Below are 19,655 nucleotides of genomic sequence, written 5' to 3'. Positions count from 1 at the left end.
AGCGACGGCGGGGGCGCGACAGCCTCCCCGCCGTCACCCCCGTACGACGTCCCGCCAGGCGCCCGCCACCGCCTCCGCCACCTCGTGCGCCCCCACCGGCGCCCCCGCCGCCGCGAACCGCCCCGCCAGCCCGTGCAGGTACGCCCCGGCGCTTCCCGCGTCCACCGCCGGCAGCCCCGACGCCAGCAGCGATCCCGCCACCCCCGACAGCACGTCCCCGCTGCCCGCCGTGGCCAGCCACGGCGTCCCCGTCGCGTTGACCCGCACCGCGCCCCCGCCCCCCGCCGCCGCGACCACCGTCGTGGCCCCCTTCAGCAGCACGGCGGCCCCGTAGCGCCCCGCCAGCTCCCGGACCGCGGCCAGCCGCCCCGCCTCGACCTCCTCCCGCGCCACCCCCAGCAGCGCCGCCGCCTCCCCGGCGTGCGGAGTCATCAGCGTCGGCGCCGTACGCCCGCGCACCGCGCCCACCTCGGCGAGCCGCAGCCCGTCCGCGTCGATCAGCACGGGCACGTCCGAGGCGAGCACCTGCGCCACGGTTCCCGCGTCGTCGCCGGCACCGGGCCCGACGACCCACGCCTGCACCCGCCCGGCCCGCTCGGGCCCCTGGTCGGACACGAGCGTCTCGGGGTAGCGCGCCAGGACGGACTGCCCGGCGGGCCCGACGTACCGTACGGCCCCGGCCCCGCCCCGCAGCGCGCCGGCCACCGCGAGCACGGCGGCGCCCGGATAGCGCGCGGATCCGGCGGCGATCCCGACGACCCCGCGCCGGTACTTGTCGCTCTCGGCGCCCGGCACGGGCAACAGGCGGGCCACGTCGGCGTGCTGGAGGGCCTCCAGATCGGGTTCGCCGGGGAGGTCGAGGCCGATGTCGACGAGCCCTACCGATCCGGCGTACTCGCGGGCCGGATCGACCAGCAGGGCCGGTTTGTGCGTCCCGAACGTCACGGTCAGGTCGGCCCGCACGGCGGCACCCCGCACCTCCCCCGTGTCGGCCTCCACACCGCTGGGCAGGTCGACGGCGACGACGGCGGCGCGGGCCCCGTCGGCCAGCGCGGCGAGCCGCGCCGCGTCCGGGCGCAGTCCGCCCCGCCCGCCGATCCCGACGATGCCGTCGAGGACGAGGTCGGCCCGTCGGATCGGCCCGTCGGCGTCCTGCGGCGCCACCGTCCGGCCACCGGCCCGCCGCAGGGCGGCCAGCCCGCCGGCGTGCGTGCGCGCGGGAGAGAGCAGGACGCCCGTCACCCCCGCGCCGCGCCGGGCCAGCCGGGCTCCGGCGTACAGCGCGTCACCCCCGTTGTCGCCGCTGCCGACGAGGAGGACGACCCGGCGCCCGTACACCCGCCCCATCAGATCGGCACAGGCGGCGGCGAGCCCGGCGGCGGCCCGCTGCATGAGGGCCCCCTCCGGGAGCCGTGCCATCAGGTCCCGCTCGGCGGCCCGAACCGTGTCCACGCAATAGGCAGTACGCATGCACCCAGTCAAACACCGGTCCCCCCGCCGGACACGGACCCGCCCCGCGCCCGCTATCCCTCCGCGACCACCACCGCCGAGGCGACACCGGCGTCATGACTGAGCGACACGTGCCAGGACCGCACGCCCAGTTGGGCGGCGCGCGCGGCGACGCTCCCCCGCACCCGCAGCCGCGGCTGCCCGCTGTCCTCCACGTACACCTCCGCGTCGGTCCACAGCAGGCCCGCGGGAGCGCCCAGCGCCTTGGCGAGGGCCTCCTTCGCCGCGAACCGGGCCGCGAGCGAGGCGGCACCCCGCCGGTCCCCGCTCGGCAGCAGCAACTCGCTGTCGAGGAAGAGGCGCCGGGCCAGTCCGGGCGTACGTTCCAGCGATGCCGCGAACCGGTCGATCTCGGCCACGTCGATGCCGACCCCGATGATGCTCATGCCGAGCACCCTACGGCCGGGCGACCACCCGCCCCGGTCGCCCACGCGACTGTCGTAGGGGACTGCTAGCCTGCGGCGACTCGATCGGACCCGATCACCGGGTCGCACGCATCGCACACACACGTCACACCAACACTTCACCGCCCGCGCCCTGGGGGGCCAGTCGGCGCGCGCGGACGGCATCACAGGGGGCGGGGGCATGAGCAGTACCACCAGCGGCAGATCCACGGGCTCGCCGGGACCGACGTTCGACCCGTACGACAACACACCCGAGTTGATCCCGCTGCGCACGGCCGCGCTCGCCGGCGACTGGCCCGCGGTCCGGGCGTTCGTCTCGGGACTGGACTCCGTCGCCAAGGTCTCCACGGCGTCGTCCGTCCTCGCCGAGATCCCCGGCGTCGAGACCATGCTGGAGCGGGCGGCGGCCGAACTCCCCGGCGACCCGCTGCCGCGCACCCTGCTCGCCGAGCGGTACGTCCACATCGGCTGGGACATCCGCAGCGGCGCCCGCGCGCAGCACGTCTCGCAGGACCAGTTCGAGCAGTTCCACTCCTGGCTGCGCCGGGCCGAGCAGCTGCTGATCGAGGTGTGTGCGGAGCAGCCGGCGTACGCCCCCGCCTGGACGGTGCGGCTGACCACCGCGCGCGGTCTCCAGCTGGGGCAGGCCGAGGCGCGCCGCCGCTACGACCGGCTGGCCGCCCACCACCCCCACCACTACCGCGCGCAGACCCAGTTGCTCCAGCAGGTCTGCCCCAAGTGGGGCGGCTCCTGGGAGGCCGCACACGGCTTCGCCCGCGAGTGCGCGACGGCCGCGCCGGACGGCTCCGTCCCGGCGACCGCCGTGGCGCTCGCCCACATCGAGCACTGGCTGGACCTGGCGGGCGCGGACGGCACGGCCTACATGCGGGGCGTGCCGGTCCGCGACGACCTGCGCTTCGCCGCGCAGGTCTCGGTCCTGCACCCGGCCTACCGCCCCGACTGGGACTCCGTCGGCGCGCACAGCGCCTTCGCGTTCGCCTTCTCCATCGGCGGCCACCACGCCGACGCGGCCCCGCACTTCGCCTTCCTCGGCGACCGGGCCACGGAGTTCCCGTGGCAGTACACGGGCGACCCGAAGGCGTCGTTCCTGACGTTCCGCAAGCTCGCGACACAGGCCTGAGGGGGCACCGGCACATGACCACCGACCTGCACGACCAGAGCGGCCTCGCCGCCCTCGACGGTCTGCTCTCGCACACCACCACCCAGGGCATCCCCACCCTCTACGCCGCCGGCTCCGGCAACGAGGTCACCGCCGGCCTGTTCTTCCGGGTGGGCCGCGCCGACGAGACCCTGGCCACCGCGGGGATCACCCATCTCGTCGAGCACCTCGCCCTGTACCGCCTGGGCCTGTCCGACCTGCACTACAACGGCGCGACGGCGAACGCGTACACCCTCTTCCACGTCACGGGCAGCGAAGAGGAGGTCGTCACCTACCTCAACAGCGTGTGCGCGGGCCTGCGGGACCTGCCGATGGACCGGCTGGAGACCGAGAAGGAGATCCTGCGCACGGAGGCGGCGAGCCGCGGCAGCGGCCCCAACTCGCCGCTCGCCCTGTGGCGTTACGGCGCCCAGGGCTACGGCCTGTCCAGCTACAACGAGCTGGGCACCTGGGGCCTCACCCCGGACCGGGTCCGGCACTGGGCCGAGACCCGCTTCACCCGGGACAACGCGGTGCTGTGGATCGCCGGCGACCGGGTACCGGACGGCCTCGACCTCGGCCTGCCCGCGGGTACCCGCCGGCCGGCCCCCGCCGCGACCAGCGCGCTGCCCGTCACCCCGGCCTACATCCACGGCGACGACGGCCACGTCGTCCTGACCTCGGTGCTGCGCCGCTCCACCGCGGCCTCCGTCTTCGCGGACGTCCTCGGCCGGGCCCTCTTCCAGGACCTGCGCCAGGAGGGCGGCTTCTCCTACACCGCGGAGGCCGACTACTCCCCGCGCGACGCCGAGTTCGCCACCCTGACCGCCCACGCGGACTCCCTGCCGCACAAGCAGGACGCGGTCGTCGGCGGCTTCGTCGACACCCTCGCCCGGCTGCGGGCGGGCCGCATCGAGCAGTCCGAACTGGACTCCGCGCGCGGCAGGCTCCTCAAGATGTACGACACTCCCGACCTGGGCGCGGCCAGCCTCCCGTCGTACGCGCTGAACCTGCTGCTGGGGCACCGGATCCTCTCCCCCGAGCAGCACAAGGCGGAGCTGAACGCGGTCACGGTCGCCGACCTGCACGAGGTGGCCCGGCAGACCTGGGACGCCGCCCTGCTCCAGGTGCCCGGCCGGGGCGTGGACTGGGCGGGCTTCACCCTGGCCCCCCAGGTCTCCCCGACGAGCGTCACCGGCACCCGGCACCCCTCTCGGGAGGACGACCGGGTCACGCTGGTCATCGGCACCGAGGGCGTCACCCTGACGACCCCGAGGGGCCCGGTCACGGTCCGCTACGACGCCTGCGCCGCGATGACCACCAGGCCCGACGGCGCCCGCGCGCTCACCGGCCACGACGGCTTCGCGGTCACCGTCGAACCGACCCTCTACGAGGGCGTCACCGCCGAACGCGTCGCCGTCCTGGACGCGGGGGTCCCCGCCGAGTCCGTCGTGCCGATGCCGGCCCGCGACCCCGAACAGATCCCGCAGCCGCGCGAGCCGGCCCCGGAGGCCGCCGTCAAGCGGAGCCGGGCGGGCGGCTGGGGCTGGGCGGCCGTCGTCGTCCTGCTGGCGGTGGTGGCCGTGGCCTGGGCCGCGCTCGGCGTGTACCTGATCGTCGACCGGATCAACGAGGGCCGCATACCGCCGATCGGCGGGACGCTGGGGATCATCGCCCTGGAGCTGGCCCTGCTCCGCTGGACGCGCACGGCGAACCTGCGCCGCAAGCAGGCCCGCGACTGACCGGGGCGACCGCCGTCCCGCCGCCGGACGCCGTTCCCGCGAGCGCGTCCGCCGGTGGGACGGTGCCCCGCCTCACTCCACCGTGACCGACTTCGCCAGGTTCCGCGGCTGGTCCACCTCGTTGCCCCGCGCCGTGGCCAGCTCGCACGCGAACACCTGCAGGGGCACCGTCGCCACCAGCGGCTGCAACAAGGTCGGCGTCACGGGAATCCGGACGAGGTGGTCGGCGTAGGGCACGACCTCCTCGTCCCCCTCCTCCGCGATCACGATCGTCCGCGCGCCCCGCGCCCGGATCTCCTGGATGTTGGAGACGATCTTGTCGTGCAGCACGGACCGCCCCCGCGGGGACGGCACCACCACGACGACCGGCAGGTCCTCCTCGATGAGCGCGATCGGCCCGTGCTTCAGCTCACCGGCCGCGAAGCCCTCGGCGTGCATGTACGCCAGCTCCTTCAACTTCAGCGCGCCCTCCAGCGCCACCGGGTAGCCCACATGCCGCCCGAGGAACAGCACGGTGTTCTTGTCGGCGAGCGAGCGTGCCAGCTCCCGCACCGGCTCCATGGTCTCCAGCACCCGCTCGACCTCCCCGGAGATCCGCGCCAGGTCCCGCACGACGGCCCGGATCTCGTCCCCCCACTGGGTGCCGCGCACCTGGCCGAGGTACAGGGCGACGAGATAGCAGGCCACCAGCTGCGTCAGGAACGCCTTGGTGGAGGCGACGGCCACCTCGGGTCCGGCGTGGGTGTAGAGCACCGCGTCCGACTCGCGCGGGATCGTCGACCCGTTGGTGTTGCAGATCGCCAGCACCTTGGAGCCCTGCTCGCGGGCGTGCCGCAGGGCCATCAGGGTGTCCATGGTCTCGCCGGACTGCGAGATCGCGATCACCAGCGACCGCGCCCCCAGGATGGGGTCCCGGTACCGGAACTCACTGGCCAGCTCCACCTCGCACGGGATCCGCGTCCAGTGCTCGATGGCGTACTTGGCGATCAGCCCCGCGTGGAACGCCGTGCCGCAGGCGACGATGACGACCTTGTCGACCTCCCGCAGCTCGGCGTCCGGGATCCGCACCTCGTCGAGGGTCAGCGCCCCGGAGACGTCGATCCGGCCGAGCAGGGTGTCGGCGACGGCCTTGGGCTGCTCGGCGATCTCCTTGAGCATGAAGTGCTCATGACCCCCCTTCTCGGCGGCCGACGCGTCCCAGTCGACGTGGTAGGAGCGCACCTCGGCCGGACGGCCGTCGAAGCCGGTGACCGTCACCCCGTCCCGCCGCAGCTCCACCACCTGGTCCTGACCCAGCTCGATCGCCGAGCGCGTGTGGGCGATGAACGCGGCGACGTCCGAGGCGAGAAAGGCCTCACCCTCCCCGACGCCCACCACCAGCGGCGAGTTCCGGCGCGCCCCGACCACCACGCCCGGCTCGTCGGCGTGCACGGCGACCAGCGTGAACGCCCCCTCCAGCCGTCGGCACACCAGCCGCATGGCCTCCGCGAGGTCGCCGGTGCCGGAGTACTCCTCGGCGAGCAGATGGGCCACGGCCTCGGTGTCGGTCTCGGAGAGCAGCTCGTGCCCGCGCCCGGCCAGTTCGGCCCGCAGCACGGCGAAGTTCTCGATGATCCCGTTGTGCACGACGCCGACCCGTCCGGCGTTGTCGAGGTGGGGATGGGCGTTGGCGTCGGTGGGACCGCCGTGCGTGGCCCACCGCGTGTGCCCGAGGCCCGTCGTCGCGGTCGGCAGCGGCCGGGCCGCCAGCTCCTTCTCCAGATTGACGAGTTTGCCCGCCTTCTTGGCGGCGGCGAGCCCCCCGTCCGCCAGGACGGCGACACCCGCCGAGTCGTACCCCCGGTACTCCAGCCGTTTCAGTCCGGCCATGACGACCTCGAGCGCCGACTGAGACCCCACGTATCCCACGATTCCACACATGCCCGGCAGCGTACGGCGGGGAAGCGTTCCGAAAGGGCCTCCACGTGCCCGATTTCGGAAATTTCCACGGGAGTGGGCAGGGGTGACGGATCCCACCTGTCATCCCGTTCAAACTCCGTTAACAATGGACTGTGATCTCTCCGGTCTCCTCGATACCCCGGAGCGCCCACCGGCACAGGCCGGAGGCGACTCCTTACCTCGACCTCACCCGCTCCGAGTGGAGCGCGCTGCGCGACAAAACGCCGCAGCCCCTGACCGCCGAAGAGGTCGAACAGCTGCGCGGCCTCGGTGACGTCATCGACCTCGACGAGGTCCGTGACATCTACCTCCCGCTGTCCCGCCTGCTGAACCTCTACGTGGGCGCCACCGACGGCCTGCGCTCGGCCCTGAACACCTTCCTCGGCGAACAGGGTTCCCAGTCCGGCACCCCGTTCGTCATCGGAGTCGCCGGCTCGGTGGCGGTGGGCAAGTCCACGGTCGCCCGCCTCCTCCAGGCCCTCCTCTCCCGCTGGCCGGAACACCCCCGCGTCGAGCTGGTCACCACCGACGGCTTCCTGCTCCCCACCAGGGAGCTGGAGTCCCGCGGCCTGATGTCGCGCAAGGGCTTCCCCGAGTCCTACGACCGCCGCGCCCTCACCCGTTTCGTCGCCGACATCAAGGCCGGGAAGGACGAGGTCACCGCCCCCGTCTACTCCCACCTGATCTACGACATCGTCCCCGACCGCCGCCTCACGGTCCGGCGCCCCGACATCCTCATCGTCGAGGGCCTGAACGTCCTGCAGCCCGCGCTCCCCGGCAAGGACGGCCGCACCCGCGTCGGCCTCGCCGACTACTTCGACTTCAGCGTGTACGTCGACGCGCGCGTGGAGGACGTCGAGCGCTGGTACCTCAACCGGTTCCGCAAGCTGCGCGCGACCGCCTTCCAGGACCCCGACTCGTACTTCCGCAAGTACACCCAGGTCTCCGAGGACGAGGCGCTCGACTACGCCCGCACGATGTGGCGCACCATCAACAAGCCCAACCTGGTGGAGAACATCGCCCCCACCCGCGGCCGGGCCGCCCTCGTCCTCCGCAAGGGCCCCGACCACAAGGTGCAGCGGCTGAGCCTGCGCAAGCTGTGACCCGGGACCGCCGCACACCTGGGCGAGCCGTGCCCCGAGCCTGTTAGAAAGGGCGCCATGCTGCACCTGCGCCTGATCACCCCGCCCGACAGCACCGCCGACGCGGTCCGCCTGATCGAGAACACGGTCGGCACCACCCACCTCGTGGTGATGCCGGGCGCCGCCCGCGACCCCGAGGGCGACGTCGTGATGTGCGACGTGGCCCGCGAGGCGGGCGACCAACTCCTCAGCGGGCTCCAGGAACTGGGCCTGGAAGAGACCGGCTCGATCGCCGTGGAGAACATCGACCTGTCACTGTCCGCGCGGGCCGACAAGGCCGAGGCCGACGCTCCGGGCGAGGCCGCCGACGCGGTCCTGTGGGAGCACCTGGTGGACGCCACCCACGAGGAGTCGACGCTCTCGGTCACCTACGTCGCCTTCATCACGCTGGCCACGATGATCGCGGCCTGCGGTGTGGTGCTCGACAACGCGATCCTGATCGTGGGCGCGATGGCGGTCGGACCGGAGTTCGGCCCCCTGGCCGGCATCTGCACGGCGGCCGTGCAGCGCGCCCCACGCCTGGCGCTGCGTTCCCTGATCGCCCTGCTGGTGGGCTTCGCGGCGGCGATGGCGGTCACGGTGGGGTTCAGCTTCTTCATGGACGCCGTGGGTCTGTTCACCAAGGACCAACTGGAGGCCGACCGCCCGAACACGGGCTTCATCTACGCCCCGGACTGGTTCTCCTTCGTCGTGGCGGTCCTCGCCGGAGCCGCCGGCACCCTCTCGCTCACGTCGGCGAAGTCGGGCGCCCTCGTCGGCGTCGCCATCTCGGTCACCACGGTCCCGGCCGCCGCCAACGCGGCCGTGGCCCTCATCTACGGCGACACCAACCAGACCCTGCGGTCCTCGGAACAACTCCTGCTCAACCTGCTGGGCATCATCCTGGCGGGGACCCTGACCCTGCTGACGCAGAAGTGGCTCTGGGGCCGGCAGCATCACAGCGCCGCGGCCCGCGCCGCACAGCCCGCCGCCGAGAACCGCCCCGGGAACTAGGGCCTCCCCCGCGGATCGGGCCGGGCCCCGCGGGGTCCGGCCCGATCCGAACGAAAGACCCTAGCCGAGCGCCGACTTCACCACGTCGGCCAGCCGCCCCGCGACGGAGCGGGCCTGGTCGATGTCCGCCGCCTCCACCATCACCCGGACCAGCGGCTCGGTGCCGGAGGGCCGCAGCAGAACCCGCCCGGTGGCGCCCAGTTCACGCTCCGCCTCGCCGACCGCGGCCGCGAGGTCGGCCGAACTGGCGACCCGCGACCTGTCCACGTCGGGGACGTTGATCAGCACCTGCGGCAGCCGCTCCATGACGGACGCCAGCTCCCGAAGCGTCCGTCCGCTCTCGGCGACCCGCGCCGCCAGCATGAGCCCGGTCAGCGTGCCGTCACCGGTGGTCGCGTGGTCGAGGATGATCACGTGCCCGGACTGCTCACCGCCGAGGGCGTACCCGTGCTGCTTCATCTCCTCCAGCACGTACCGGTCGCCCACGGCGGCCTGGACGAGCGAGATGCCCTGACGTTCCATGGCCAGTTTGAAGCCGAGGTTGGACATGACGGTGGCGACGACGGTGTCCGAGCGCAGGGCGCCCCGCTCCTTCATCGCGAGCGCGAGCACGGCGAGGATCTGGTCCCCGTCGATCTCCTCGCCGGTGTGGTCCACGGCGAGGCAGCGGTCGGCGTCACCGTCGTGCGCGATGCCGAGGGCGGCCCCGTGCTCGACGACGGCGGCCTTCAGCTTGTCCAGGTGGGTGGAGCCACAGCCGTCGTTGATGTTGAGCCCGTCCGGCTCGGTGCCGATCGTCACGATCTCGGCGCCGGCCCGCGTGAAGGCCTCGGGCGAGACCCGGGCGGCGGCACCGTGGGCCTCGTCGAGGACGATCTTCAGCCCGTCGAGCCGGTTCGGCAGTACGGCGATCAGGTGGGCGACGTACCGGTCGAATCCCTCGTCGTACGCGCGCACCCGACCGACGCCGGCGCCGGTCGGACGGTCCCAGGGGGCGCCGGTGCGGTGCTCGTCGTAGACCGCCTCGATCCGGTCCTCCAGCTCGTCGGCGAGCTTGTGGCCGCCGCGGGCGAAGAACTTCACGCCGTTGTCCGGCATGGCGTTGTGGCTGGCGGAGAGCATCACGCCGAGGTCGGCGCCGAGCGAGCCGGTCAGGTAGGCGACCGCGGGCGTCGGCAGCACGCCGACCCGCAGGACGTCGACGCCCGCGCTGGCCAGGCCGGCCACGACGGCCGCTTCCAGGAACTCCCCGGAGGCACGCGGATCCCGTCCGACGACCGCCACCGGCCGGTGACCCGCGAAGGTGCCGGCCTCGGCCAGCACGTGCGCCGCCGCGACGGAGAGGCCGAGCGCCATCTCGGCCGTGAGATCCACGTTGGCGACACCGCGCACGCCGTCCGTGCCGAAGAGTCGTCCCACTTGTCCTCCTGAGGAAGCGTCAGTTTCGAAAGCAGTGCGGCGCGTCGGTGGACCAGCGGCGGCTCCCGCGTTCAGGCAGGTGATGCCCTGAACATCCGATCACACAAGCCTTTGAGCACCTTGTGCCGTTATACGCCCACAGCTATGAGAAAACGAACGCCCCGACGGCACTGTGGCGTGCCGCCGGGGCGTTCGGAGTACGGAGGAGCGGGCCGACCGGCCCGCATCCCGTACGAGCAGGCAGCGAAGCTTAACGCTTGCTGTACTGCGGGGCCTTGCGGGCCTTCTTGAGACCGGCCTTCTTGCGCTCGACCGCACGGTCGTCACGCGTGAGGAAGCCGGCCTTCTTCAGGGCGCCGCGGTTGTTGTCGACGTCGGCCTCGTTCAGCGCGCGGGCGACACCGAGACGGAGCGCACCGGCCTGACCGGAGACACCGCCACCGGCGATGCGGGCGATGACGTCGTAACGACCCTCGAGCTCGAGGACCTTGAACGGCTCGTTGACTTCCTGCTGGTGCACCTTGTTCGGGAAGTAGTCCTCGAGGGTGCGACCGTTGATCTTCCACTTGCCGGTGCCCGGGACGATCCGGACGCGGGCGATGGCGTTCTTGCGACGGCCCAGGCCGGCGGCCGGCTGCGGGTCGCCGAAACGGCCGGCCAGCGACTCCGAGGTGTACTCGCCCTCGACGGGCACCTCGGACTCGGTGGTGTAGCTGTCGATGTCAAGCTCTTCGAGCGGCTGCTCAGCAGTGGTCTCGGCCACGGTTCTCCTCAGATTCTCTTCAGCTTGGGGTGGTGTGGCCGGACTTACTGCGCGACCTGGGTGATCTCGAACGGCTGCGGCTGCTGCGCGCCGTGCGGGTGCTGGTCACCCCTGTAGACCTTCAGCTTCGAGAGCATCTGACGGCCCAGCGTGTTCTTCGGGAGCATGCCCTTGACGGCCTTCTCGATGGCCTTCTCGGGGTTCTTGTCCAGCAGCTCGTCGTAACGGACGGAGCGCAGGCCACCCGGGTAGCCGGAGTGGCGGTAGGCCATCTTCTGGGTCCGCTTGTTGCCGGACAGGTGCACCTTGTCGGCGTTGATGATGATGACGAAGTCACCGGTGTCGACGTGAGGGGCGTAGATCGGCTTGTGCTTGCCGCGCAGGATGGATGCGGTGGTGGCGGCGAGACGACCCAGGACGATGTCCTGAGCGTCGATGACGTGCCACTGGCGCGTCACATCGCCGGGCTTGGGGCTGTACGTACGCACGGTTCGTAGCCTTCGCTTCGAGTGAGTGGTCCTGACAAGGTCACCGAAGACGATCACGACAGCCCTGACCGCACTGCGGTGACGCATACCGCGTGCAGGTCGCTGGTCATCGGCCCGGTGGACCGGTGTAAGGGCCCGTCCCGTGAGAATGAGCAAGCCAATACACAACGAAGATGCAGGATACCTTCGGCGACTCGGCCTGGTCAAAACGAGGCCTTTGAACGCCTGGGTCCCCTGCTCTCTTCTCACCCAGTGTAAATGTGATCGCCGCTCGGGGGCGCCGCCCCCGCCTCCCGGTTCCCGGCCCGGTCGGCCTCTCCCCCCGACGCCGGACGGACCGAACGGACGGCCACCGCCGCCGCCAGGACGCACAACGTCACCGCGTCCCGGAAGGCCCGACGCTGCACCTGCTCCAGATAAGGCCAGCTCAGACCGGGTAGCTGCGGCACCCACGCGAGCCAGAACCACGGCCCGCGCGCCACCGATCCCCCGTACGGCAGCCCGGCCAGCAGCACCGGCACGACGACGACCAGATAGTGGTCGTACGACGGCCGTGAGACCAGGAACACCGACAGCATCAGCCCCGCCGCCGTCTCCGAGAGCCTCAGCGGACCCGGATCGGCACGGGTCCAGCGCCGGTACGCCGCGACCAGCCCGGCCGCACAGGCCCCCAGCGCGAGCGTCCGGGCCGCGAACCGCGGCACCCCCAGCCGCGGCAGCACCGCCCCCGGGGAGGCCTCGTAGAGCCGTACGAAGGCGTCCTGGCCGTGCAGCAGGAAAGGCAGCGTCCGGGTGAAGAAGCCGGCCGGGTCGGGCAGCAGCAGGGCGCAGACGCCGGAGGCCAGCGCCGGCACCGCGGCCGCGACGGCGAGCGCCTTCCAGCGGCCCGCGAAGAGGAACAGCAGCGCCAGCGGGGCCAGCAGCGGCTTCAGCGCCAGGGCCGTGCCGAGCACCGCGCCCGCCGCCGTCCAGCGGCCCCGGCTCCCCAGCAGCAGCACCAGGGGCAGGGCCAGGACCGCCGTCGCCGTCCAGTTGCCCAGCCGCACCAGGTGCCCGAAGGGCGCGAAGCCGGCCGCGAGCACGGTCAGCCCCAGCACCGCCAGCCGGCTGCCCAACGGCACCCGGTGCAGCCGCAGCGCGCACACCCAGCCGCCCACCAGCAGGGCCACGACCGCCGACGGCACCAGCACCCGCAGCGCCCCCGGCGGCAGCAGCGCCTGCGGTACGGCGGCGAGCACCGCGCCCGGCAGATACAGGAAGTGCGGATCGTCGTACGGCGACCGGCCCGCCAGCCAGGCGTGTGCCGCCCGGACGACGATGGCGTTGTCCATGCCGCCGTCGGGGGTGGCCCGCGCCACATGCCCCGCGAGCGCGCCCAGCACCGCCACCAGCCCCAGCCACGGCGGCCAGGGGGAACGCCGCACCAACCACCCTGAGATGTCGTCTTTGCCCGTACTCATTCCCTGAACGCTAGGGGCAGCGCAGCCGGTTGAGGCGGAACAGCACACCTCCGGCCCCGTCTAAGATGCGGCCCATGAGCTATGGGCAGGGGGGACCTCCGTCCCAGTGGGATCCCTGGAAACCGAACTCCCAGCAGCCGTGGACCAGCGGCTCCACGGGGCCGTCGCCGGACTGGGCCGCGCTCGCCGAGGCGTCGGAGTCGCGCAACAAGCGCCGCCGGCTGCTGCTGATAGGCGGGGGCGTGCTCGCGACGCTCGGCGTCGGCACCGCCGTGGCCATGGCCGTGGTGTCGGCGAACGGCGGTGACGGCGCGTCCGGCAAGCCCTCCTCGCTGCCCGCCACCGCCGACCTGCCGAGCGTGTCCGCGACCCCGTCCTTCGCCCCGACCAGCGCCCCGCCGCCGCTGGACCCGAAGGAGTTCGTCTCCAGCAAGGCCAAGGACAGCGCGCCCAACGGCCCGGACATCATGTTCCCGGGCCGGCAGCTGACGATGGGCTCGGCCGTCTACAAGAAGGCCGCGAAGGCCGACACCACCAACTGCGTCACCGCCGCCCAGGGCACCCTGCCCAAGGTGCTGACCGACAACGGCTGCACCCGCCTGATGCGCGTCACGTACGTCAAGGACGGCATCGCGGTGACGGTCGGCGTGGCCGTCTTCGACACCGAGGCCCAGGCCCTCAAGGCCAAGGGGCAGGCCGACAAGACCAGCATCATCAAGGCGCTGACCGGCACCGGCGCCAAGTCCTTCTGCGCCGGCGCGATCTGCCGCTCCACGACCAACTCCTACGGCCGCTACGCCTACTTCACGATCACGGGCTTCACCGACGGCAAGGACGTGACGACGAAGGACACCCAGGTCTTCGCCGCCGGGGACGGCCTCGCGCAGTTCGCCTTCCAGCAGATCCGCCGCCGCGGCGAGACCCAGGCATCGGCGGCGGCGAACCAGTGACCCCCTCCCCGGGGGCGGGTCAGCAACACCCGGCCCCGGGCAGCGTCCGCCTGTTCCGCGCCTCCTTGCTGCGCGCGGCCAGCAGCTCGTCGGCCGGATAGCCGACCTCCTCCAGCGTCAGCCCGTGCGGCCGTACGACGTGCACCGCCGAGTCCCGCACGCCCGCGGCCAGCACCTTTCCCGGCCACTCGGGACCCCGGTGCCCGTCCCCCACGAACAGCAGCGCCCCGATCAGGGAGCGCACCATGTTGTGGCAGAAGGCGTCGGCCCGCACGGTCGCCGTGACGATCCCGTCGTCACCGCGCACCAGACTCAGCTCCTGGAGCGTACGGATCGTGGTCGCCCCCTCCCGCCGCTTGCAGTAGGCGGCGAAGTCGTGCTCCCCGAGCAGCCGCCCGGCGGCCTCGTTCATGACGTCGACGTCGAGGGGCCAGTCGTGCCAGAGGACGTGCCCGCGCAGCAGCGGGTCCACCCCGCCCGGGTTGTCGGTGACCCGGTACGCGTACCGCCGCCAGACCGCCGAGAAACGCGCGTTGAAGCCACCGGGCGCCTCCCGCAGCGCCCACACCCGTACGTCCTTGGGCAGCCGCCCGGCGAGCCGCTTGAGCAGCTTGGCGTGATGCTCCACCCAGACCTCGCGCGGCAGATCGACGTGCGCGACCTGCCCCCGCGCGTGCACACCGGCGTCGGTGCGCCCGGCCACGGTCAGCTCGTACGTCTCCCTCGACCGGGTGACCGTACGCAGGGCGTCCTCGATCTCCCCCTGAACGGTCCGCCGCCCGCCGGCCTGCTTGGCCCACCCGGAGAACTCCGTCCCGTCGTAGGACAGGTCCAGCCGCACCCGCACGAACCCGGGCCGTACTTCGTCACTCACCCCTAGATCCTCTCGACAACGCGAGAGCGGGCCCGCCCCGAAGGGCGGACCCGCTCAGACGCAAGGCAGAGCCTCAGGCGTCCTTCGACTCCTCGGACGCGTCCTCGGCCTTGGCCTCGGCGGCGTCCTCGACGACCTCGTCGGACTTGGCCTCGGCGGCCTCGTCCTTCTTCAGGCCGTCTTCCTTGACCGCGCGCTTGGTCGCGGCCTCGGCCTCACCGGTCGCCTGCTGCGCCACCGTCAGCGCCTCGACCAGCTCGATGACAGCCATGGGCGCGTTGTCGCCACGGCGGTTACCGATCTTGGTGATACGGGTGTAGCCACCCGGACGGTTCTCGTAGCGCGGGCCGATCTCGGTGAAGAGCGTGTGCACGATGCCCTTGTCCGAGATGACCTGGAGCACCTGGCGGCGGTTGTGAAGGTCACCCTTCTTCGCCTTGGTGACCAGACGCTCGGCGTACGGCCGCAGACGGCGGGCCTTCGCCTCGGTGGTGGTGATGCGGCCGTGCTCGAACAGCTGCTTCGCGAGGTTCGCGAGAAGCATCTTCTCGTGCGCGGCACTGCCGCCCAGACGGGCACCCTTGGCGGGCTTCGGCATGGTCTTTCTCCTCAGTGTCTGCCCCGGCCGTATCAGGTACCGAAGTCAGTATCCGAGCGGGCGGTCGCCCGTCGGAGATCCGGCGGCGGCCCCGTGGGGCCGCTCCCGGAAAGGGCGCGGGGAGCCGTGCGATCAGGCACGGCCCTCCCGCTCCCGGGAACCGGTCAGTACTGCTCGGTCTCCACGAAACCCGCGTCCGCGTCGTCGTCCGCGCCGAAGGCGTCGGCGGCGGCGGTCGGGTCGAATCCGGGCGGGCTGTCCTTGAGCGCGAGGCTCATGCCGGCCAGCTTCGCCTTGACCTCGTCGATCGACTTCGCACCGAAGTTGCGGATGTCGAGCAGGTCGGCCTCGGAACGGGCGACCAGCTCACCCACGGAGTGGATGCCCTCACGCTTGAGGCAGTTGTACGACCGAACGGTCAGCTCCAACTCCTCGATCGGCAGGGCGAGATCAGCGGCGAGGGCGGCGTCCGTGGGGGACGGGCCCATGTCGATGCCCTCGGCGTCGATGTTCAGCTCGCGGGCGAGACCGAACAGCTCGACCAGCGTCTTACCGGCGGAGGCCATGGCGTCACGCGGACGCATCGCCTGCTTGGTCTCGACGTCGACGATCAGCTTGTCGAAGTCGGTGCGCTGCTCGACACGCGTCGCCTCGACCTTGTACGTGACCTTGAGGACCGGCGAGTAGATCGAGTCGACCGGGATGCGCCCGATCTCCTGACCGATCTGCTTGTTCTGCACGGCGGAGACGTAACCGCGGCCACGCTCGACCGTCAGCTCCATCTCCAGCTTGCCCTTGCCGTTGAGCGTGGCGAGGACGAGGTCGGGGTTGTGCACCTCGACACCGGCCGGGGGCGCGATGTCGGCGGCGGTGACCAGACCCGGGCCCTGCTTGCGCAGGTACATCACGACCGGCTCGTCGTGCTCCGAGGAGACGACCAGCTGCTTGATGTTGAGGATCAGGTCGGTGACGTCCTCCTTGACGCCCGGCACGGTGGTGAACTCGTGCAGCACGCCGTCGATACGGATGGACGTGACCGCCGCACCCGGGATCGAGGACAGGAGGGTCCGGCGGAGGGAGTTGCCGAGGGTGTAGCCGAAGCCCGGCTCCAGCGGCTCGATCACGAACCGGGAGCGGAACTCGTCGACGACCTCTTCGGTCAACGAGGGACGCTGAGCAATCAGCATGGTGCGTTCCTTCTGTCAGGGGCGCCCGCTATTTGACGCCCTGATATGAGACAAGGGTACGGGCGATACGGCTCGAAGGAGCCGTACCGCCCGACAACCTCAGTCCGACGAGCAGCCCCGCGTCAGACGCGGCGGCGCTTCGGCGGACGGCGACCGTGCCGCACGATGTGGGGGACGACCCCCACACCCCCGGCCGGCGGCCGAACCGCCTCAGGCCGGTGCGTCAGACGCGGCGGCGCTTCGGCGGACGGCAACCGTTGTGCGGGGTCGGGGTGACGTCCTGGATGGAGCCGACCTCGAGGCCCGTCGCCTGGAGGGAACGGATGGCGGTCTCACGACCGGCGCCCGGGCCCTTGACGAAGACGTCGACCTTGCGCATGCCGTGCTCCTGCGCGCGACGGGCAGCCGACTCGGCGGCCATCTGCGCGGCGAACGGCGTGGACTTGCGCGAGCCCTTGAAACCGACGTGGCCGGCGGAGGCCCACGAGATCACGTTTCCGGCCGGGTCCGTGATGGACACGATCGTGTTGTTGAACGTGCTCTTGATGTGCGCCTGGCCGTGCGCGACATTCTTCTTTTCCTTGCGGCGCACCTTCTTGGCAGCGCCCTGACGACCCTTGGGGGGCATCTAATACTCCTACGGGAGGTGGTCGGTCCTACAGCGAAGACCGCTGATAAGCGTCCGCTGAGGACTACTTCTTGCCCGGCTTCTTCTTGCCGGCAATGGCGCGACGCGGGCCCTTGCGGGTACGAGCGTTCGTGCTGGTGCGCTGACCGCGGACGGGCAGACCACGACGGTGACGGAGACCCTGGTACGAACCGATCTCCACCTTGCGGCGGATGTCGGCCTGGATCTCGCGACGGAGGTCACCCTCGGTCTTGATGTTGGCGTCCACGTACTCGCGGATCGCGACGAGCTGCTCCTCGGAGAGGTCGCGAACGCGGGTGTTGGGGTCGACGCCGGTCGCGGCCAGCGTCTCCTGGGACAGGGTCCGGCCGATGCCGAACACGTAGGTGAGGGCGACCTCCACGCGCTTTTCGCGCGGGATGTCAACACCGGAAACGCGTGCCATTCAATGGCTCCTGGTGATCTTCGGAGGTCTTCCACAGAACCGTCTCCCAGCCGCCGGCCTCTTCCTGGGAAGATTTGGTACGGACTGGGTCCCCGGCCTCCGAACCGGGGGTGTCAGACCACAGGTCTGGGTTCTGCGTATGAACATGTTCTGCTCGCGTCGCGCGAAGATGCTGCGTGATGCAGAGGGTGCGGTCGGTGTGCGATCAGCCCTGGCGCTGCTTGTGCCGCGGGTTCTCGCAGATGACCATGACCCGACCGTGACGGCGGATCACCCTGCACTTGTCGCAGATCTTCTTGACGCTCGGCTTGACCTTCATGGGATGTGAGGTTCTCCGGGTCAGTTGCCGGTCACCCCGTGCGGGAACGCACGGAGCCTGGGCAAGATCTACTTGTACCGGTAGACGATCCGGCCGCGCGTGAGGTCGTACGGAGACAGCTCCACCACGACCCGGTCGTCAGGGAGGATGCGGATGTAGTGCATGCGCATCTTGCCGCTGATGTGCGCCAGGACCTGGTGGCCGTTCTGGAGCTCAACTCTGAACATCGCGTTCGGAAGAGACTCGACGACAGTGCCCTCGATCTCGATGGCACCTTGCTTCTTGGCCACGCTTCGCCCTTCGAATCGACTACCTTGATCGACTCCTGGGCTTTCCCTTACGGGCGCATACAGACATGCGGGTGCACAAGAGCCGACGAGTCAGTCTACGACAGCGCACCCGGAAACACGAATCGAGGAAGTGTGCCCATCGCGGGAGATCCTTAAGCAGTCCCGAGCCCGTCCGCCGATCGGGGACGCGGCCGGTCCGGAGCCGAACGGGGGCTCCGGGACGGGAGAGCCCAGGGGGCGGGGTGCGGCGTGGGGCGTGGTCCGCCGGTTCGGGCGGGGAGGGGCGGCGGGGGCGAGACACCTCGAACCCCCGCTCGGCGAGCCCTCAGCCCAACGGGTCCGGCGCGGCCACGACCCCGTGCTCGGCCAGCTTCGCCCTGCCACCGTCCACGGCGGTCAGCACCAGCGGCCCCTGCTCGGTCAGCGCCACCGAGTGCTCCCAGTGCGACGACCAGGTCCCGTCCGTGGTGATGACGGTCCAGTCGTCCGCGAGGACCTCCGTCCGCGGCGTGCCCAGCGACACCATCGGCTCGATGGCCAGGCAGAACCCGGGAACCAGCTTGGGCCCCTTGCCCCGCCTGCGGTCGACGTAGTTCAGCAGGTGCGGGTCCATGTGCATCTCGGTGCCGATGCCGTGGCCGCCGTAGTCCTCGATGATGCCGTAGCGCCCACCGCCCGGCTTCGGCTGACGGCGGATGTACGTCTCGATGGCCCGCGACACGTCGACCAGCCGGTTGCCCGCCTTCATCGCCGCGATGCCGGCCCACATCGACTCCTCCGTCACCCGCGACAGCTCGATCAGCTCCGGGGCGTGACCGGAGCCCACGAAGGCCGTGTAGGCGGCGTCGCCGTGCCAGCCGTCGACGATCGCGCCGCAGTCGATCGAGATCACGTCCCCGTCCTTGAGGACGACCTCGTCGGAGGGGATGCCGTGGACGACGACGTCGTTCACGGAGGTGCAGATGGTCGCGGGGAAACCGCCGTAGCCGAGGAAGTTCGACTTCGCGCCGTGCTCGGCGAGGACCTTGCGGGCGACCTCGTCGAGGTCCTTGGTCGTCGCCCCCGGCACCGCGGCTTCGCGCGTCGCCGCGTGGATGGCGGCGACGACCAGGCCGGCCGCGCGCATCTTGGCGATCTGCTCGGGGCTCTTGATCTGCACCATGGGGGGCCTGCGCTCTCCGTCACTCAGGTCGGTCGATGACATACGTACACAACAGTACGGCCGTGGGGGGGCGGGGGGGGGCCCCCCCCCCCCCCGGGCCCGCGGAAAAAGGCGCCCCCCGCCCCCGGCCGGTGGCGCCCCCCCCCGGCCCGGGGCCCCGCCCCCCCCCCCCACCCGCCCGCAGG

20 protein-coding genes are annotated in these 19,655 nt (G+C 71.6%); 5 read left to right on the top strand and 15 right to left on the bottom strand.

Features of this window, described 5'->3' with window-relative positions:
- Positions 1–33: 33 nt before the first annotated feature.
- The gene (locus tag ACFYO5_RS17720) at positions 34–1,470 is read right to left on the bottom strand and encodes an NAD(P)H-hydrate dehydratase (RefSeq protein WP_388709551.1); all 1,437 of its coding nucleotides are present in this window, start codon (positions 1,468–1,470) and stop codon (positions 34–36) included.
- Between the two features lie 53 nt (positions 1,471–1,523).
- A complete protein-coding gene (locus tag ACFYO5_RS17715) occupies positions 1,524–1,895 on the bottom strand; it encodes a holo-ACP synthase (protein WP_356560295.1) in 372 nt (123 codons plus the stop codon).
- A gap of 199 nt (positions 1,896–2,094) precedes the next feature.
- On the opposite strand from ACFYO5_RS17715, the gene ACFYO5_RS17710 reads away from it, so the two are divergent.
- Positions 2,095–3,054: a hypothetical protein gene (locus tag ACFYO5_RS17710; protein WP_388709549.1), complete on the top strand. Its 960-nt coding sequence runs from the start codon at positions 2,095–2,097 to the stop codon at positions 3,052–3,054.
- A 14-nt stretch (positions 3,055–3,068) separates the two neighbouring features.
- Positions 3,069–4,814 (top strand): M16 family metallopeptidase, encoded by a 1,746-nt coding sequence (locus ACFYO5_RS17705; RefSeq protein ID WP_388709547.1) that lies wholly within the window; start codon positions 3,069–3,071, stop codon positions 4,812–4,814.
- A 72-nt stretch (positions 4,815–4,886) separates the two neighbouring features.
- On the opposite strand, the gene glmS is transcribed toward ACFYO5_RS17705, so the two are convergent.
- On the bottom strand, positions 4,887–6,734 hold the full coding sequence (gene glmS / locus ACFYO5_RS17700) for a glutamine--fructose-6-phosphate transaminase (isomerizing) (protein WP_388709545.1): 1,848 nt from the start codon (positions 6,732–6,734) through the stop codon (positions 4,887–4,889).
- A gap of 131 nt (positions 6,735–6,865) precedes the next feature.
- Here glmS and coaA point away from each other — a divergent pair, with 131 nt between their 5' ends.
- Positions 6,866–7,855, top strand: a complete 990-nt coding sequence (gene coaA, locus ACFYO5_RS17695) for a type I pantothenate kinase (RefSeq protein WP_356560299.1) — start codon at positions 6,866–6,868, stop codon at positions 7,853–7,855.
- A 57-nt stretch (positions 7,856–7,912) separates the two neighbouring features.
- Positions 7,913–8,887 (top strand): DUF389 domain-containing protein, encoded by a 975-nt coding sequence (locus ACFYO5_RS17690; protein ID WP_388709543.1) that lies wholly within the window; start codon positions 7,913–7,915, stop codon positions 8,885–8,887.
- Positions 8,888–8,947: 60 nt separating this feature from the next.
- Here ACFYO5_RS17690 and glmM read toward each other — a convergent pair whose 3' ends face one another.
- The 4 genes from glmM to ACFYO5_RS17670 form a co-directional block, all read right to left on the bottom strand.
- Positions 8,948–10,306, bottom strand: coding sequence for a phosphoglucosamine mutase (gene glmM, locus ACFYO5_RS17685; RefSeq protein ID WP_356560301.1), 1,359 nt, complete (start codon positions 10,304–10,306; stop codon positions 8,948–8,950).
- A gap of 250 nt (positions 10,307–10,556) precedes the next feature.
- Complete coding sequence (gene rpsI / locus ACFYO5_RS17680) at positions 10,557–11,069, bottom strand: 30S ribosomal protein S9 (RefSeq protein ID WP_356560302.1); 513 nt, start codon at positions 11,067–11,069, stop codon at positions 10,557–10,559.
- A gap of 44 nt (positions 11,070–11,113) precedes the next feature.
- Entirely contained in the window at positions 11,114–11,557 is a 444-nt protein-coding gene (gene rplM / locus ACFYO5_RS17675; RefSeq protein ID WP_356560303.1) for a 50S ribosomal protein L13, read from the bottom strand.
- A 245-nt stretch (positions 11,558–11,802) separates the two neighbouring features.
- The gene (locus ACFYO5_RS17670; protein WP_388709540.1) at positions 11,803–13,017 is read right to left on the bottom strand and encodes a glycosyltransferase 87 family protein; all 1,215 of its coding nucleotides are present in this window, start codon (positions 13,015–13,017) and stop codon (positions 11,803–11,805) included.
- 74 nt (positions 13,018–13,091) lie between these two features.
- Between ACFYO5_RS17670 and ACFYO5_RS17665 the strand changes: the two genes are divergently transcribed.
- Complete coding sequence (locus ACFYO5_RS17665; protein WP_388709538.1) at positions 13,092–13,967, top strand: hypothetical protein; 876 nt, start codon at positions 13,092–13,094, stop codon at positions 13,965–13,967.
- 19 nt (positions 13,968–13,986) lie between these two features.
- On the opposite strand, the gene truA is transcribed toward ACFYO5_RS17665, so the two are convergent.
- From truA to map, 8 genes are all read right to left on the bottom strand, one after another.
- Positions 13,987–14,841 carry a tRNA pseudouridine(38-40) synthase TruA gene (gene truA / locus ACFYO5_RS17660; protein ID WP_388709536.1) on the bottom strand — a complete coding sequence of 285 codons (855 nt, stop codon included), beginning with the start codon at positions 14,839–14,841 and terminating at the stop codon, positions 13,987–13,989.
- A gap of 73 nt (positions 14,842–14,914) precedes the next feature.
- A complete protein-coding gene (gene rplQ / locus ACFYO5_RS17655; RefSeq protein ID WP_356560307.1) occupies positions 14,915–15,439 on the bottom strand; it encodes a 50S ribosomal protein L17 in 525 nt (174 codons plus the stop codon).
- Positions 15,440–15,603: 164 nt separating this feature from the next.
- A complete protein-coding gene (locus ACFYO5_RS17650) occupies positions 15,604–16,626 on the bottom strand; it encodes a DNA-directed RNA polymerase subunit alpha (protein ID WP_356560308.1) in 1,023 nt (340 codons plus the stop codon).
- A 223-nt stretch (positions 16,627–16,849) separates the two neighbouring features.
- Positions 16,850–17,254, bottom strand: coding sequence for a 30S ribosomal protein S11 (gene rpsK / locus ACFYO5_RS17645; RefSeq protein ID WP_010354218.1), 405 nt, complete (start codon positions 17,252–17,254; stop codon positions 16,850–16,852).
- A gap of 64 nt (positions 17,255–17,318) precedes the next feature.
- A complete protein-coding gene (gene rpsM / locus ACFYO5_RS17640) occupies positions 17,319–17,699 on the bottom strand; it encodes a 30S ribosomal protein S13 (RefSeq protein WP_307164922.1) in 381 nt (126 codons plus the stop codon).
- A gap of 205 nt (positions 17,700–17,904) precedes the next feature.
- A complete protein-coding gene (gene rpmJ, locus ACFYO5_RS17635; RefSeq protein ID WP_003998809.1) occupies positions 17,905–18,018 on the bottom strand; it encodes a 50S ribosomal protein L36 in 114 nt (37 codons plus the stop codon).
- Positions 18,019–18,086: 68 nt separating this feature from the next.
- A complete protein-coding gene (gene infA / locus ACFYO5_RS17630) occupies positions 18,087–18,308 on the bottom strand; it encodes a translation initiation factor IF-1 (RefSeq protein WP_004927214.1) in 222 nt (73 codons plus the stop codon).
- Positions 18,309–18,633: 325 nt separating this feature from the next.
- Positions 18,634–19,470 (bottom strand): type I methionyl aminopeptidase, encoded by an 837-nt coding sequence (gene map / locus ACFYO5_RS17625; protein WP_356560309.1) that lies wholly within the window; start codon positions 19,468–19,470, stop codon positions 18,634–18,636.
- Positions 19,471–19,655 lie beyond the last annotated feature (185 nt).

The organism is Streptomyces sp. NPDC006259 (assembly GCF_042870975.1).
Classification (GTDB): domain Bacteria; phylum Actinomycetota; class Actinomycetes; order Streptomycetales; family Streptomycetaceae; genus Streptomyces.
This window is presented reverse-complemented; position numbering and strand designations above follow the sequence as displayed.

What these genes read in the sequence shown, in the direction of transcription:
- ACFYO5_RS17720 (WP_388709551.1), bottom strand. Translation starts at nt 1,470, where the DNA reads ATGCGTACTGCCTATTGCGTGGACACGGTTCGGGCCGCCGAGCGGGAC.
- ACFYO5_RS17715 (WP_356560295.1), bottom strand. Translation starts at nt 1,895, where the DNA reads ATGAGCATCATCGGGGTCGGCATCGACGTGGCCGAGATCGACCGGTTC.
- ACFYO5_RS17710 (WP_388709549.1), top strand. Translation starts at nt 2,095, where the DNA reads ATGAGCAGTACCACCAGCGGCAGATCCACGGGCTCGCCGGGACCGACG.
- ACFYO5_RS17705 (WP_388709547.1), top strand. Translation starts at nt 3,069, where the DNA reads ATGACCACCGACCTGCACGACCAGAGCGGCCTCGCCGCCCTCGACGGT.
- glmS (WP_388709545.1), bottom strand. Translation starts at nt 6,734, where the DNA reads ATGTGTGGAATCGTGGGATACGTGGGGTCTCAGTCGGCGCTCGAGGTC.
- ACFYO5_RS17690 (WP_388709543.1), top strand. Translation starts at nt 7,913, where the DNA reads ATGCTGCACCTGCGCCTGATCACCCCGCCCGACAGCACCGCCGACGCG.
- ACFYO5_RS17670 (WP_388709540.1), bottom strand. Translation starts at nt 13,017, where the DNA reads ATGAGTACGGGCAAAGACGACATCTCAGGGTGGTTGGTGCGGCGTTCC.
- ACFYO5_RS17665 (WP_388709538.1), top strand. Translation starts at nt 13,092, where the DNA reads ATGAGCTATGGGCAGGGGGGACCTCCGTCCCAGTGGGATCCCTGGAAA.
- rplQ (WP_356560307.1), bottom strand. Translation starts at nt 15,439, where the DNA reads ATGCCGAAGCCCGCCAAGGGTGCCCGTCTGGGCGGCAGTGCCGCGCAC.
- ACFYO5_RS17650 (WP_356560308.1), bottom strand. Translation starts at nt 16,626, where the DNA reads ATGCTGATTGCTCAGCGTCCCTCGTTGACCGAAGAGGTCGTCGACGAG.
- rpsK (WP_010354218.1), bottom strand. Translation starts at nt 17,254, where the DNA reads ATGCCCCCCAAGGGTCGTCAGGGCGCTGCCAAGAAGGTGCGCCGCAAG.
- rpsM (WP_307164922.1), bottom strand. Translation starts at nt 17,699, where the DNA reads ATGGCACGCGTTTCCGGTGTTGACATCCCGCGCGAAAAGCGCGTGGAG.
- rpmJ (WP_003998809.1), bottom strand. Translation starts at nt 18,018, where the DNA reads ATGAAGGTCAAGCCGAGCGTCAAGAAGATCTGCGACAAGTGCAGGGTG.
- map (WP_356560309.1), bottom strand. Translation starts at nt 19,470, where the DNA reads ATGGTGCAGATCAAGAGCCCCGAGCAGATCGCCAAGATGCGCGCGGCC.